The organism is Candidatus Kapaibacterium sp., from assembly GCA_023957315.1.
In the GTDB taxonomy this organism is placed as follows: Bacteria; Bacteroidota; Ignavibacteria; order Kapaibacteriales; family UBA2268; genus PGYU01.
Genome location: JAMLHE010000001.1, coordinates 392,886 through 408,809, shown reverse-complemented (window position 1 = coordinate 408,809; position 15,924 = coordinate 392,886). Strand labels below are relative to the sequence as shown.

The following is a 15,924-nucleotide window of genomic DNA, read 5'->3' as shown; positions in this document are numbered from 1 at the left end:
CCGTCATTATTATCAATAACTTAAAAAGAAAAGAATCTTAAGATTTTGATTTTTCAGAAAATTAAACTATTTTTATAGTTCTATATTGTCGAGAATTATGTTTATTTAATTTAGATTGTCATGAAAATTACACAGAAAATTGAAAAATTACGGGAAAAAATGGCGGAATTAGGCATCAATGCTTATATTATCCCAAGTACCGACCCACACATCAGCGAATACGTTCCACAAAGATGGACTTCGAGAGCTTGGATTTCCGGATTTACAGGTTCTGCAGGAACTATCGTCATAACTGACAAAGTCGCAGGATTATTTACAGACTCACGGTATTTTCTCCAAGCTACTCACGAATTGGAAGGCTCCGGAATAGAGCTTTTCAAAGTTGGTAATACAGGCGTTGAAGATTATCCCGATTGGATAAAATCGAATCTGAAAAGCGGTGACGTTCTCGGATTTGACGGAATGGTAGTTCAAGCCGCCTTTGCCAAAGGAATTGTTGCTGATTTGAAGCAAAATGGTGTCGAGACATCTTTCGGTCATGATTTGATTGAACAGATTTGGACCGACAGACCCACAATTCCGGATAATGAGATTTTTGTTCATGAGTTGAAATACGCCGGTAAAAGCAGAGTTGAAAAAATAAACGATATCCGCTCCAAAATGAAACAAAAGAATGTTGACACTCATGTCGTTGCTACTTTAGATGACTTGTGTTGGATTTTCAACATTCGTGGCAAAGATGTTGCTTTCAATCCTGTTGCTGTTTGCTACGGCATCATTACATTGCAAAAAGCACAACTTTACATCTATGATAGCAAGCTTACTTCAGAAGTCAGAGCCGAACTCGAATCTGATGGCGTCGAAATTTGCAATTATGATGATTTGCTGGCAGCAGTAAAGGGATTTGCTGCTTCGAGCCGCGTTTACGTTGACCCCGCAAGAGTAAATTACGCTTTATATACAGCGATTCCTACAGAATGTACTAAAATCGAAGGAATGAACTTTTCAACTAATATGAAAGCTTGCAAAAACGACATCGAAATCCAAGGTGTCAAAAATGCAATGCGTCGCGATGCAGTTGCCATGTGCGAATTCATTCATTGGTTTGAAAATACTCTGGGCAAAGAAAAAATCACCGAGGTTTCCGCAGGTGAAAAATTGCGTCAAATCCGCTCCGAGAAAGAGTTGTTTTTTGGAGAAAGTTTCAATACTATCGCAGGTTATGCCGGAAACGGCGCAATTGTTCATTACGGTGCTACCCCCGAAACGGATACTGAAATCAAAGCTGAAGGATTTTTCCTGCTTGATTCGGGAGGACAATATTTGGACGGCACAACAGACATCACGCGGATGTTTTGTTTGAGCGAACCTACTGACCAAATGATGATTGATTATACTTTGGTGCTCAAAGGGCATATTAATTTGTCATTGGCTAAGTATCCTATAAATACACGCGGTTCACAGCTTGACGTGTTGGCAAGAATCGAAATGTGGAATAGAGCCATGAATTACGGACATGGCACAGGACATGGAGTAGGTTGCTTTATGAACGTTCACGAAGGACCACAAAATATTCGGATGAACGAAAACCCGGCTGTTCTCGAACCGGGCATGATAACATCAAACGAGCCGGGATTATACAGAGAAGGACAATATGGCATAAGAATTGAAAATTTAGTTCTGACAGTGCCTTTCACTGAAACTGAATTTGGAAAATTTTTACAATTTGTAAATTTGACTCTTTGTCCGATAGATACTCGCGCTATAAAAGTATCAATGCTTACTCAAGATGAACTGAATTGGTTCAATGAATATCATCAGTTAGTTTATGATGAAGTATCACCATTGTTGGATGATGAGTTGAAGAATTGGCTTAAAGAAAAGACAAAATCATTATAATAAAGAATTTTATATGAATGAAACAAAGCAACCGTTCTATAAGAACAAACAAATAGCAATTTGGTTGATAATTATATCTGCCACTTTACTTTTGGTTGCGGCAATGTTGATATTTCTGGTTAAGGATACTACAACTTTTCAGACAGTATCTGTGCCGATTGAAGAGAGCGAAGAAATGCTTGACCTTACTAAACCCGATGAATTGAAAGCAGATTATTACCAAATCACTCTCAACGATTTCGCAAAGTTTTATCACGGAACTCGTGAGTCAATGGACGGCAGCATAGAGGCTGTGATGCTCGAAATCAAAAACATTGACCAAGACAATCTTTCTTACGATTTTGTGTTGAACATCGGTGCAGGCAAAAAGCTTCGCGGGGTTGGATATATAGATTTGCAACTTCGCGAAATCAATGCAGATGCTCTCGGGATTTTGAAATTCTCAGCCCGCAGAGATGGCAGGATTAGCCTTACGACTTCCGATTCGACGCGTGCAGTTAAGTATAATTTAATAGAGGAGAGTAAATGAAAAAGTTCTTACATCTTTTTATGATGTTAGTTATCTTTATAGTCTCATGCGACCAAAGTGGCGACAAACCTGAAGAGTCATTTTCTGATGAAATGAGCAAAGAAAAGGAGTTTTCTGCTGTTCAGGATAGTATTCTCAAAAACTATGCTTCGGCAGTTAGAATCATTAACCAAATTGATGACGAGTTAGCAAAACTTGCTCAAGTACCTACCACATCCGAATCTTACAATCTCGAGGCTGAGATTATGCAAAAAATCGAATACCTTTCCTTCCAATTGAAAAGTAAAAGCGAAGATATTGATAAACTCCAATCACAGCTTAAAAAACTTTCCGGCGAGAATAAAGTATTAGCCGAAAAATTGAAAGTTTTGGAAAGCATAATTGTTGAAAAAGACAGAGTTATTGAAAGCCAAAGGGTACGACTCGCCCAATTGGAAACTGAAATTGCGATTGTTCGTGGCGAACGTGATGTTGCGATTGAAGGAAAAGTACGTGCTGAACAATTTGCTGAAGAAACTGTAATCCAGAAGAACACAGCATATTATACTTATGGTACTGAACGCGTTTTGAAAGAAAGAAGCGTCATTTTGATGGAAGGCGAAGGTTTCTTGGGAATTGGCGGCAAATATGTGCCGAATGCAAATGCTAATCTGTTGGAATTCTACAAAATTGATATTATCAAGGATACTATTTTGCATTTCCCCAAAGGGCAAAAAATAAAGGAACTCGTTTCATCACATCCGAAAAGATTGATTGAACTTGTCGAAGAAGCCAGCGGAGATGTCTATCTCAAAATTAAAAGTCCCGAAATAGTCTGGAAATCAGACAAGAGACTTATAATTATGATTGATGGAAAATAATATTTTTAACAACACATAATAAAACTATGCTAAAAATCTTTTTAACACTATTGATTACTTTTTTGTTTCTTAATTATTTTGTTTATTCTCAAGATGCCAATGTGGCAGCCTCTGATTCTACTTGGGATAAAGGTATGTTCATTGGTTTAAATTTTTCAAATACAGGATTGAGCAATTGGGCAGGTGGCGGTCAAAATGCTATCAATGTCAGTAGCCTCCTAAATCTTCATGCCAATATGAAAAAGGAAAATTCGAGTTTTCAAAATTCGCTCGAAATGGCTTATGGTATGACTAAATTAGGCAAATTTGGACTTCGTAAAAGCGATGATAGATTGATATTGGTGTCTAATTATGGCTACAAAGCTGCAAAATCATTAGAATATAGCGCCCTGCTCGACTTTAGAACTCAATTTACTAAAGGCTACAACTACGATAAAATTGATGCCATTACCGGCGAATACCTGTATATATCCAATTTTATGTCTCCGGGCTATCTAAATGTTGGGCTTGGGATGAGCTACAAACCTGATGATTATTTTCAGTTGTATCTTTCCCCAATTTCTAACCGAATTATCTTCGTTCTTGATGATACTCTTTCCGCACAGGGAGCTTACGGGGTCGAACCCGGCAAAAATATTAAAAGCGAACTTGGTGCTACTATGGCTTTGCAATACGAAAGAAAGGTATATGAAAATATCAATTTCAAATCAAGGCTGACTATATTTGCACCCTACGAACATTTCACTACAATGGTTGTTAATTCTGAGACTTTGATGACATTCAAAATCAACAAGTATATGAATGCTTCTATTTCGGTTGAAATGATTTATGACCACAATATTAACGTTACAAGGGACAACGGAACGATTGGTCCCGCACTACAACTAAAACATGTTCTCGCTATTGGAATAGGATATAAAATTTAAAGAAAATGGGATTTACTTATAAACAGTCCGGCGTTGATATTGCCGCCGGCGAAGAAACAGTTGACAGAATAAAACCTCTGGTACGCTCTACTCACAATGAGAAAGTGCTCTCGAACATTGGGCTTTTCGGTGGTTTTTATGATGCAAAATTTGATGAATTCGAGCATCCGATTTTGGTTGCGAGTACTGACGGTGTCGGTACAAAATTAAAAATAGCTTTTTTGACAGGTATTCATAATACTGTCGGACGCTGTTTGGTCAATCACTGTGTGAATGATATACTGTGTTGCGGCGCCAAACCCTTGTTTTTCCTTGATTATTTTGCAACGGGTAAATTAGAACCTGTAATTGCAGAGCAAGTTATTTCAGGATTTGTCACCAGTTGCCTCGAAAATAATTGTGCTCTAATCGGTGGCGAGACAGCGGAAATGCCCTCGCTCTACAATCCGGGCGAATATGACATATCTGGCACTATTGTAGGCGTTGTCGATAAGAAAAAAATTGTCAATGGCTCGAAAATCCAAAAAGGTGATGTCCTCATCGGGCTCACTTCATCAGGATTGCATACCAACGGTTACTCGCTTGCAAGGGCAGTTCTCTTGGACAAATTCAAGCACAATGATTATATTGATGAATTAGACACCACAATTGGGGAAGCTCTCTTAGCGGTTCACAAGTCATATCTTAATGAAGTTCTCCCACTTGTAGAATCGGAATCGCTGACAGGCATTTCGCACATTACAGGCGGCGGAATTGAAGGTAACACAAATCGAATCGTTCCTGATGGCATGAAACTCAAGATTGATTGGAACAGTTGGGAAATTCTTCATATTTTCAAGTTAATCCAAAAATCAGGCAGCATTAACAACCAAGAAATGAGAAAAGCCTTTAATCTGGGAATCGGAATGATTTTGGTTGCAAGTAAAAATAATGCCGATATTGTGATTGATGCGGTTTCCAAGCATAATCCGATTGTCATGGGCGAAATTGCTTGAATTTAAATTATTTAAAAAATATAACAAAATTTTTAAATTGAAAAAACTTCTCACAAAATCCAAAAATACGGCGATACGATTGATAGATTTAGTCATGTCGCCGTTTGCTTTTGTAGCAGCAAAATATTTCTATTTTATCAGGATGAAAGGTATAGCCCGAATGCCTGTCAGTAGGTCTATTTTTCGCAAAGTGGGAGTAGTACCTGTTACTAACCACTATTACGAACCGCTGCCAAATGTGCTCGAACTTAAATCATTAGATGAGGCAAAGCCCAATCCGCATATTTCCATGAATATTCCCGATATTCTTAATTTCATAAACGATTTGAAATATAAGGATGAAATTGCTCAAATAGATTTCGAATCTTTGCTCAACGACGACAGACCCGAGAGATTTCAGTTCTTTCTGCCTCAAGAAGCCGAACTCTACTATCTGATGATTCGGAACTTGAAGCCTAATACGGTGCTTGAAGTTGGCTCCGGATTTTCGAGCAAAGTGGCTCACCTTGCAATCCAAAAAAATAAGGAAGAGCAATCTGATTACGCAGGGAAATTGATTTGCATTGAGCCTTTTGAAAATCAATGGCTCGAAAAAATGGGCATCGAAGTAATTAGAAACAAAATCGAAGATTGCAATCCGGATTTGTTTTCGAGCTTGAAAGCCAATGACATCTTATTTATTGATTCATCGCACCAAATCAGACCCGAAGGCGACGTTTTACACGAATATCACACTGTAATCCCTGCATTGAATAGTGGTGTGTATGTGCAAATCCATGACATTTTCTATCCGCGAAATTATCCTGCAAAGTGGCTTGTGGATGCTCATTCATTTTGGAACGAACAGTATTTGCTCGAATCTTTCTTGATGTTCAACGATAAGTATGAAATCATGGTTCCGCAAAATCATCTGACGCGAGATTACGAAAATGATATGAAGAATTTGCTTACTACTCCGAATCTTTTCGAGGAATTTAACCCTTCTGCCTGCTCTTTCTGGTTCAAACGCAAATAAAAAATGGTCGGCACTCATTAGAATACCGACCATTGTAAGAACATAAAATCAGCTTATTTGCTGATTACAAGCGGAGTAACCATAATACTTCCATTCAAATCAATTGTCAAGAAATAGATTCCTTGCGGAATATTTTTGATGGAATAGCTGATATTGTTTTGTCCGTCAATTGTTTGAAGTGATTCATTCAGATAAGTAGCACCTGTATATGCAGCAAGTTTAATATTCGCAACACCCGCAGCGGATTCAAATTGAATATTTAGCAAATCGCTAACAGGATTAGGGAATACTGTAGTTTCAATTTTGAAGATTGTGCTTACGCTTGAAGTGGAAATAGGCGACATTTCGACTTCTTTGCTGAGGTCATTGTTGTCGGTAGTCAAATCAACTTCATAGCTAAACGGGTGGAATCCAACTTTATCCAAAACGATTGTGTATTTGCCGTTCGGGATTTGGTTCAATTCAAAATTACCGAATTCATCCGTATTAACGCTTTTCACAGGATTGTTCTGCATATCGAAAATATATACATTTGCTCCGTTTAGTCCTTTTGCACCTTGTAATTCGTCATTGCCGGATTTGATACTGCCTGTTCTTTCTCTGACGATTCCCTTTATTCTGCCGTTGCCATGAACTTTTTCAAATATCGGAAGTGTCAAAGTATAAGGACCGAAGGCGCCTTCTTCTTCTACTTCAAATTCAGTAGCATCTTTCCACTTAGCTGATACTTCTTTACCTACTACATAGAATCCCGGCATATAGATTTTATCTCTCGTATTAGCATATAAAATATAAGTACCGGGCATTAAGTTTTCGATTTCGAAGTTGCCGTTTTCATCAGTCACTGCAGATTTGCTATAGAATCTGAATTTTTCGTTCTGATTACCCGGGTCAGTACAATATGCACTTACAACTACATCTTTTAGATTAATATCATCAACACTTACAACTTTTCCTTTGATTGAATTCTCATAAGTAGGTACTCTATCGAGTGCAAAGTCAATTCCCGAGATATTTTCGTTGACAACAAGAATTGTAGCATCTTGGATATTGTTCGCCAAATTGTAATATTGCGGCAAATATTGATTTGTCATTGCACCTGAGTTTGGCTTCAGAGCATGAGCAAAAACAATGTATTCGGCTTCGGGCAATTTAATGGAATACTCGCCGAAATGGTTCGTAACGACTTCCAAATTGTAATTATGATTGCGACTATCCATACCGATGAACTTAACGTAAGACCACTTGATTGGTTCGAGTGTTTCGGCATCAAGCACTTTACCTGATACTTTAAAGAATTCTGGTTCTTTGACCGGTTCGACTACAAAATCAAATTCATAAGTTTCGCCACATTCAATTTCTATTGGAGTTGCGTCCATAAAGTTGGTAGCATTTTTGTACCATACGGGATGATATGCTTTTTGATGTTTTGTATATGCACTTATTTGCAAATAATATTCTCCGGCATCAACGCCTTTGAATTCATATTTACCTTCGACAATGCGAGCATCGTAAACTCTATGGAATTTACCCTCTCTGCCGTTCGTTCCGTCAGTCCAAAATAGCATAGCAGTACCAAATTCTACAAGTGTACCGTCTTCGTCAACTACTTCGCCCGATACAATAGCGGGCACTTTGCAATGCATAACTTCCACAGTCCACGAGAATTTTGCATGTAAGTCACCTTCTTCAGATTTTGCTGTAGCATAAAGAACAAAAGTATAATTACCACCTTTGGTTGGAGTCCATTTCACAATCATATTCTCGACATCAAGCACCGCACCTTCAGGAGAATGTTCTAACTTGATTTCTAAGTCTGTGTAATCGACATTTGCTTCGATTTTAAACTCAAATGCATATTCTTCGCCAATTGCAGCTTTGTGTGCCGGTTTGCCTACTATCAGAAATTGATTGTGGTTCTGATTTGCTTGTTTCAACTTTACAATCTTAATTCCTGAGCCTTCAGATTCATGCCCACCGGCGTAAGAAGTGATATAAAATGAAACTATTTTTGATTCGGAAACAAATTCCCGAATCAGGTATTGGAAGTAATGTTTTTGGTGGTTCAAACTCTCGTCTTTCAAATCAATTTTCTTGTACAAAGTGAAATCATCATAGTCTTTACTTTCACCGTAATAAACGTATAATCCAAATCCTTCAAGGTTCGTATTCTCGTCCACCCAGCCTAAGTTTACTATTGCTGTGATAGTATCATCAACTTCTTTGAATATTTTGCCGTCAGCATGTTCAAATCGGGGCGCTTTCAAATCTTCCGCCTGTATTGTATTTATGTTGGCTAATGCAAATAATGCAATCGCAACTAAAACCGTGATTTTTTGGTAAAAATATGACATTATAAATTCTCCTATATTATTAACAATGTAATTTTTGATTTCATGTTAAATACACAGCAAGTCAAAATTGGTTGCAAAAGAATTTTTTTTGCACGATTTTAAAAAAAAGTGAAATATATTTTTGCAATTCGATAAGTTCTTATTATTTTTGTAGTTCTATAAACTTGATAAGTTCAAAGGACATAAAAAATGGCTAAAGCACAAACATTCGGCGATAAGCTGAAGAAGAAAAAAGGCGACGACAAACCTGTGGTAAAAGTAATCAAAGGTTACAAAGACCAAGACGGCTCCGTGAAGTTCATCGAACAATTCATGAAGGTTGACGACATTAACTCAGTAGATAAGTTAGACATAAGTAAATAAGGTTAGACAATGAAGAAAGGCATTCATCCCTTTTATCGCACAGTTGATATTCAAATGACCGACGGCACAGTTTTCCAAACTCGTGCTTGTTACAAAAATGAAAAAATGGTCTTGGAAATTGACTCAAAATCACACCCCTTTTTCACCGGCAAACAAGTTCTTGTTGATACAGCCGGTCGCGTTGACAGATTTAATAAGCGTATGTCACGTGCTCAAGAAATTATGGAAACAAAGAAGGTCAAGAAATGAACGCTATTCATCCAATGCAAACAGGCTCCTCTTTTAAGCCGAATAAGAAAACCGGTAAAAAGAAAATCAATCCTATGAAGGATTCTAAAGTAGTTGATTACTTAGACCCTAAGTTTTTGACTCGTTTTACTAACGACCAAGGCAAAATTTTGCCACGTCGTATCACAGGATTGACTGCATATCAGCAACGTCAAATTGCAACGGCTGTCAAATATGCTCGTCATCTGGCTCTTGTGCCATTTGTCGCTCAAGATTTGGCATAATATACGTTTCTCGAAATTTAAAAAGAGACTGTCTCAATTGGCAGTCTCTTTTTTTTCACACAAAATGTTATTATTATTACAAAATATTAATTGAATTTGTGGAGCGAACTTTATTTCCCAATCAGAAATTACATTTTCGCAAGTGTTTTCATGTCCACTTTTTTCGCCAAATTCTTAGCAAAGTCAGTCCCTTCAACATTTTCCACGTTAATTGCCAAATAGAATCTATATCCTATAGCATATGTAAGGGCAGTTCTCTTACCATCGTACTTGTAATCTTCCATTGCAAAAACGTCAGCAATTCCGGTGTCGAATGTTTTTTGCCATCCATTAGTATCCTCAAACGACATACCCATAGAAGTCCACATGGTCAGCCCGACAAAGAAATCATGACCTTGGTTGTAATCGAACAATTCAATTGTCACTCTATCGGTGCTTCCGTCAGAATTTTCTTTTGTGAAAGTATGTTTAGCAGTCGAAAAAGAGAAGCCGTAAGTGTTTGTAGTCTGTCCTTCGGGTTTGCCGGGTGTATAACCGTCAATAGATTCAGGCAAAAATTTCATTAATTCGGTAAATTTGATTGATAGCGTGTCACCCTTTGCACGACGTTCTTGAATTCTCTTTTCGGATTCATTTGCAGATTTTTCCATCTTTTCTACCATATCGGGGGCTTTTTCGACAATCTCGGCAGCTTTTTTTAACTCATCAAACTTTTCACCGCATGATACAAAAGCAAACATTGAAGCAAGTAATACAAAAAACGAGACTCTTTTCATGATACTACTCCGTATTTTTTAAAATAAATTTCAAATGCCAATTAGACATTCTAATAAAGTGTGAAAATAGCAAAAATTATTGAAATCTTTAATATGCAAGTTCTTTTTCATAAGAATTTATCTGCCAAAATGACAAAACACAGATAAAAAAAAATATATCAGTTTTGTTGATTTTTTCATAAGTTTGTTATGATAAAATATTAGTTTCTGATATATTAATTTATTGTAATAATTAATACGAAAAGAAAATTATAGGGAATATTCATCTAAATCGTCCTTACATTAGGAAAATGATAATGCAAATGATAGATGAATTAAGTAAATGAAAAGCAGTGATAAGTTAGATAATGGTGAAGACTTGGAAATCAACCGGAATGAGAATACCGAGTTGATTGACTATTTGTATGCGGATAACAGTATTTTTCGCCAAATCATTGAGCAAACTAACGAAGGAGTGCTGTTAGCCGAAGTTGAAACCGGCAATTTAGTGTTTGCAAGTAATACTGCTTGTTCGCTATTTGGATATACCCAAAAGCAGTTCTTGAGTTTAAACTTCCGAGATATCCACCCAAAAGATTCATTAGAATTCGTCAGTGATGTTTTTCATGGTGTATCAGACCGCAAGGATAAAGTCAGCCGTAGTATTCCGTGTTTGCATAGGAATGGTACAGTGTTTTACGTTGACATCCGTAGTTCTATAGTTAAAATAAAAAACAGAGATTATAACATCGGATTTTTTACCAATGCCTATGATTCTTATAACGAACATGTCCAACTGAAATCGCTAATTGACTACTCCGAAGAATTCATGGCGATGTCCCACGACAATATTAATTATAAAAAGATTTTAGATACAGCTTTAGATATTTCGAAGGCAGATTATGGTGTTTTGAATTTATTCAATAGTGATGAAAATTATTACATCACGAAGTCTTTTGCAGGACTTTCAGGTTTTATGGAAAAAATAAATTCAATGCTTGGCTTTGAATTGAAGAACAAGAAGTGGATTGTTGACCCTGAAATGAACAAAAAAGTAGAAAATTCTATTCTGACTAAATTTAATTCTATTTCCGAATTAAGTTCTACGCTTTTACCTAAATCTGTGGCGTGGTCTATTCAAACTGCTTTTGGAATTGGAGAGATATGGATAGTAAAAATCCTCAAGGGCAATGATTTGATTGGAGATTTTGCTCTCGTTTTCAAAAAAGGTAAGACTCTGGAAAATGCTGAAATCCTGAAAATCTATACCAGATTGACAGGACTTGCTCTCTTAAGAGCAAAAAGCGAATCCAAAGAAAAATCTTTACGCAACCGTTTCCGCGCAGTACTTGACGCTGTACCAAACCTTGTTTTTGCAAAAGATTACACGGGTAAATACTTAATGTCTAATAAAGCATTTGCACACACTTACGGCATGAAGCCCGGAGACGTAGTGGGCAAAAACGATATGCAATTAGGCTTTACGGAAGAGGAGCAGAATATTTTCGTATCGCTCGACCAAAATGTAATTGATTCGGGCAAACCGAGAAGCATGGAAATTCATACAACCAATTCTATTGACGGTAAAGTTTGGTATCAAATAACAAAATTACCTTTCGATATGCCGGATGTGGAGGGTGGAGCCGTGCTTGGGGTTGCTACTAACATTACAGAGAGCAAATTATCTACAGATTTACTCAAAGTGCGAGATGATTTGCTAACCAAATTATCAAGACAGCTTCCGGGTGTGATTTACCAATTCAAATTTAATGCTGATGGTAGCTCGAATTTACCATTTGCAAGCGAAGGTATTTATGACATTTTTGGAGTTAGACCGTATGAGGTATTAGAAAATTCGGAGTACATTTTCGATAAAATACATCGAGATGATTTCCCTCATGTTTACAAATCTATTATTAAATCTCGCGATACACTCGAAGATTGGCGAATTGACTTTAGGATTAATCATCCCGAGAAAGGACTCCGTTGGTTGAACGGATTTGCAAGACCCGAAAAGCATGATGACGGTTGTATTTTATGGCATGGATTTATTCATGATATTACTGGTAGAAAGCTTCTAGAGGAAAGACAGCAGCAACTTCTTGATGAATTAACCGAAACAAAACTGAATCTCGAAATCAATTTGAATCAGAAAAATGCTTTGATTCAAGAAATTACCGATACAAAAAATCAGTTAGAACTTTCAATTAAAGAAAAAGATAAATTTTTCTCCATTATTGCCCATGACCTCCGTTCACCCTTTAACGGTTTTTTGGGGCTTACTAAGTTTTTAGCTGACGACCTGGAACTCCTTGCTCAAGAAGACTTGAAAGAACTTACTAAGACAATGAAACATTCAGCGGAGTCATTGTACAGTTTGCTCGAAAATCTTTTAGAATGGGCGAGTATAAAGCGAAATGACATCAAATTCAATCCGGCTACAACAAATTTCAGCTTGCTTATTCAAAATAACATTAATATAATTAATGCAAATTTGAAAAATAAAGAGATTGTACTGACAAACTATGTACCAGATGAATTTTTTGTTTACGCCGACACTAACATGCTCAATGCAGTATTGAGGAATTTACTCACCAATGCTCTAAAATTTTCTCGCAGAGGCGGTCATATTACAATTTCGGCTGAAAAGACATCCAAACATTCGATGATTTCTATTACTGATACCGGAATTGGAATTAACAATAATGACATCCCGAATCTGTTCGATATTACAAAAAAAGTATCGCAACCGGGTACCGAAGGCGAAACAAGCTCAGGATTGGGGCTGATACTTTGCAAAGAATACATTGAGCAACATGGCGGAAAAATCTGGGTAAAGAGCGAAGTCAATGTTGGTTCGACTTTTTATTTCACTATTCCGAACAAGTAAGACTACTAATCAATTTTGGAACACTATATTTACTCGGCGATTTTTGGCTCTGTTCGATTCCGAATCATTTGGTACAATTGGTTGCGATGCCCCAAAAAAGACAACTGTAATGCGATTGGCAGCTATATTGTTGGCAATTAGATACTGCTTTACTGCTTCGGCACGTTGCTTTGATAATTCCTTATTCCGTTCGTTGCTACCGATGTTGTCTGTATGCCCTTCAATTTTAATTTTCACTTGACTGTTCGAATTCAACAGCTTTATTAATCTGTTCAGCTCGGGAAATGATTCCTTTTTCAGTTCTGCTTTGTCGAAATCGAAAAATATATTGTTGATTTGAACCGATTGCTTTTTCTGCTGAAGCTCTACCATCGAAGCTAAAACGATGTCCTCGTTGATTTCCGTCCCTTCGTGATTATTGCGTAAATCAATATGCTTAGATGATGAGTAATATCCGGGCTTTTCGGCGAAGTAACCGTATAATCTCCCGGGTTTGAGAGCAATGAAATAATAACCGTCGCGTGGGTCACTTCTTAAAGTGCCGACTATTTCACCTGTTTCGAGGTCTTCCCACTTGATAATGCTACTGATTGGATTGCCTTCCAAATCCGTAACTTTACCTCGAATTCTTACTACCTGTTCCGGTCGAGCCTTATTCGGCAACGAAATCGAATAAATATCCCAACCTCCGTATCCAATCACATAATTATTTCCGGCAAAATAAGCTGTTTCGCCTGTTATATCAACTTCATAGCCCCAATCATCGTTTGCACTGTTGATTTCCTTGCCCAAATTTACAGGTTCGCTCCATTCAGTCCAAGATGTATCGCTCAATCTGACAGATTTGAATACGTCTAATCTCCCCAAACCCGGGTGTCCGTCCGAACTGAAATAAAGGGTTTTTCCGTCAGGGTGCAAGAATACCGAGCGTTCTGCATACGGAGTATTGATAGTTGGACCGAGATTAACTGGTTGACCCCAAGAGCCGTCATCTTGCTTCACAGACACATATATATCCATATTTCCCATCAAATTCCCATGATAATAACTATTGGATATTCTGACAAATGGACCAATTCCGCCGGGTCTGTCACTTGTAAATAACAATGCCTTGCCATCGGCAGTCAGGCATCCTGATTCCTCATGATATTTTGTATTTATGGGATAAGGCAAATGTGTCAGAGATTTCCATTCGGTAGAATCTTTTTCAGCAAAATAAATGTCAAATTCTCCTAATGAGCCTTTGAAATTTCCCGAAAGTATCAAGGTAGTTCCGTCAACAGTAACATTGTCAATAGTTTCATCACGGTAACTGTTAATGCTTGCGCCCAGATTTGTTGGCAACTGCCATTCACCGCGAACTTTTTCTGATACCCAAATATCGGCACGACCCTTGCCGCCTTGCCTCGAGTCACCCGTGAAATATAGAAAGCGTCCGTCGGGCGTGGGAGTTGGGTCCCACTCGTTGCCTCGAGTATTTATCATATTGCCCAGATTTTGAACTGCCAAACCCTCCAAGGGAGCTTTTAAAATTTCGATTATTTTCTCAAATCGCCTTGGTGAATTAGGAAAGTATGGGCGATAATATTCGTAAACGTAAACAGCCGAATCCCAAAATTTCCTATTAATATATGCATCTGTTAGCCTTTGGACAGCAACAAAAGCATCATCTGAGGGTGCATTTTTCAAAATATAATTATGATAGATGGATTTGGTGTCAGGATTTGGTTCCTGAGTCAGCATTACTTGTTCACAAGTATAAATACGCGAATTGATGATTGAATCCATATCGGGGAATAACTCAAGGTATGATTCGTAAATGAATTTGGCTACTGCTGCTCGGTTGATATTAAAATGTCGGCTTGCCATCTGCGAAACAACCAAAAAAGCACTATCAGCAGGAGCATAATCTCTGATATACTTGTCCCACAACTTAAAAGTGCTGTCATTGAGAGGTGCACCCAAATCAATCAAGCTCGGTATCTGTGCTCTTCCAAATTGTTGTCTCCTCAATTCAAGTGGGTTTTGAGCCATTGAAATCGAGACTGTCAGAAGTGATAATAATAAAAATATTAAGAAATTTGTCTTGCTAATCATCTTCTTTTGTAATTTTGTTGAATTATATTCGTTAAAACGTATGTAATTGTTCAATGTTTACCACAGGATTTGTAAATGGCTAATAAATTTATTCTATTGATTTTAGGTATTGTTCTTTTTGCCTTCGTAACTAATGAAGCTAATGCAAGAAATTTTACTCATATTCTTGTCAAAGGACAAATATTTGATGAAACAACAAAAAAACCAATGGGTGTTGATATCGAATTTCGTGATGCTCAAGGTAAGAAAATCAAATGCCAATCAAACAGTATCTCCGGAGAATTCCAACAAGTGCTGAATTCGAACACTCAATATACTGTAATATTGAATAATAGTGAAATTTTGCGTCGTGAGTTTAAATTCAGAACTTTAGAAACAAGTGATTATGCCGAACAAACTGAAGATTGGGGCGTAGTGGTGCCAAAGCCGGGAACTGTGCTTTACAAGGGACAAATTTATGATTCTAATAACGACAATTTCAGTAGCAATGGCACTGAAAAGTTAGAAGAATTGCAAATGTTATTAAGATTCAATCGTGAGTTGCATGTCGAATTTGTTGTAAATTCACTGAATTCCGTATCTCAAGACGGCAGAGTTAAAAATTTAGAGCAACTTATCAATCGCTGGACTCGTGAAAATCCAAGAATTTCTATTCGTCAATCAAAATCAAAATCAGACAATGATTTAGTTGTTGTGATTACCAAAGTCAAAGATTTTATCAAAGAATAA

At 37.3% G+C, this 15,924-nt stretch carries 14 protein-coding genes; 11 read left to right on the top strand and 3 right to left on the bottom strand.

The window, feature by feature from the left end:
* The first annotated feature begins 159 nt into the window (after positions 1–159).
* From M9949_01605 to M9949_01580, 6 genes are all read left to right on the top strand, one after another.
* Positions 160–1,899: an aminopeptidase P family protein gene (locus M9949_01605; protein ID MCO5250098.1), complete on the top strand. Its 1,740-nt coding sequence runs from the start codon at positions 160–162 to the stop codon at positions 1,897–1,899.
* Positions 1,900–1,912: 13 nt separating this feature from the next.
* Positions 1,913–2,428 (top strand): hypothetical protein, encoded by a 516-nt coding sequence (locus tag M9949_01600; protein MCO5250097.1) that lies wholly within the window; start codon positions 1,913–1,915, stop codon positions 2,426–2,428.
* On the top strand, positions 2,425–3,288 hold the full coding sequence (locus M9949_01595) for a hypothetical protein (GenBank protein ID MCO5250096.1): 864 nt from the start codon (positions 2,425–2,427) through the stop codon (positions 3,286–3,288). Before M9949_01600 ends, M9949_01595 begins: the two co-directional genes overlap by 4 nt.
* A gap of 26 nt (positions 3,289–3,314) precedes the next feature.
* Positions 3,315–4,214, top strand: a complete 900-nt coding sequence (locus M9949_01590) for a DUF3078 domain-containing protein (GenBank protein ID MCO5250095.1) — start codon at positions 3,315–3,317, stop codon at positions 4,212–4,214.
* A gap of 5 nt (positions 4,215–4,219) precedes the next feature.
* A complete protein-coding gene (gene purM / locus M9949_01585; protein MCO5250094.1) occupies positions 4,220–5,209 on the top strand; it encodes a phosphoribosylformylglycinamidine cyclo-ligase in 990 nt (329 codons plus the stop codon).
* A gap of 79 nt (positions 5,210–5,288) precedes the next feature.
* A complete protein-coding gene (locus tag M9949_01580) occupies positions 5,289–6,224 on the top strand; it encodes a class I SAM-dependent methyltransferase (protein MCO5250093.1) in 936 nt (311 codons plus the stop codon).
* A 53-nt stretch (positions 6,225–6,277) separates the two neighbouring features.
* On the opposite strand, the gene M9949_01575 is transcribed toward M9949_01580, so the two are convergent.
* On the bottom strand, positions 6,278–8,578 hold the full coding sequence (locus M9949_01575) for a carboxypeptidase regulatory-like domain-containing protein (protein ID MCO5250092.1): 2,301 nt from the start codon (positions 8,576–8,578) through the stop codon (positions 6,278–6,280).
* A gap of 189 nt (positions 8,579–8,767) precedes the next feature.
* Between M9949_01575 and M9949_01570 the strand changes: the two genes are divergently transcribed.
* From M9949_01570 to rpsR, 3 genes are read left to right on the top strand one after another with little or no spacing between them, the layout of a single operon-like run.
* The gene (locus M9949_01570; GenBank protein MCO5250091.1) at positions 8,768–8,941 is read left to right on the top strand and encodes a hypothetical protein; all 174 of its coding nucleotides are present in this window, start codon (positions 8,768–8,770) and stop codon (positions 8,939–8,941) included.
* Positions 8,942–8,950: 9 nt separating this feature from the next.
* Positions 8,951–9,190, top strand: a complete 240-nt coding sequence (gene rpmE, locus M9949_01565) for a 50S ribosomal protein L31 (GenBank protein ID MCO5250090.1) — start codon at positions 8,951–8,953, stop codon at positions 9,188–9,190.
* The gene (gene rpsR, locus M9949_01560) at positions 9,187–9,453 is read left to right on the top strand and encodes a 30S ribosomal protein S18 (protein MCO5250089.1); all 267 of its coding nucleotides are present in this window, start codon (positions 9,187–9,189) and stop codon (positions 9,451–9,453) included. Before rpmE ends, rpsR begins: the two co-directional genes overlap by 4 nt.
* A 128-nt stretch (positions 9,454–9,581) precedes the next feature.
* On the opposite strand, the gene M9949_01555 is transcribed toward rpsR, so the two are convergent.
* On the bottom strand, positions 9,582–10,229 hold the full coding sequence (locus tag M9949_01555; protein MCO5250088.1) for a hypothetical protein: 648 nt from the start codon (positions 10,227–10,229) through the stop codon (positions 9,582–9,584).
* 322 nt (positions 10,230–10,551) lie between these two features.
* Between M9949_01555 and M9949_01550 the strand changes: the two genes are divergently transcribed.
* Positions 10,552–13,098 carry a PAS domain S-box protein gene (locus M9949_01550; protein ID MCO5250087.1) on the top strand — a complete coding sequence of 849 codons (2,547 nt, stop codon included), beginning with the start codon at positions 10,552–10,554 and terminating at the stop codon, positions 13,096–13,098.
* A gap of 9 nt (positions 13,099–13,107) precedes the next feature.
* Here the strand turns inward: M9949_01550 and M9949_01545 are convergent, their stop codons facing one another.
* Positions 13,108–15,195 (bottom strand): OmpA family protein, encoded by a 2,088-nt coding sequence (locus M9949_01545; GenBank protein ID MCO5250086.1) that lies wholly within the window; start codon positions 15,193–15,195, stop codon positions 13,108–13,110.
* Between the two features lie 75 nt (positions 15,196–15,270).
* Here M9949_01545 and M9949_01540 point away from each other — a divergent pair, with 75 nt between their 5' ends.
* The gene (locus M9949_01540; protein MCO5250085.1) at positions 15,271–15,924 is read left to right on the top strand and encodes a hypothetical protein; all 654 of its coding nucleotides are present in this window, start codon (positions 15,271–15,273) and stop codon (positions 15,922–15,924) included.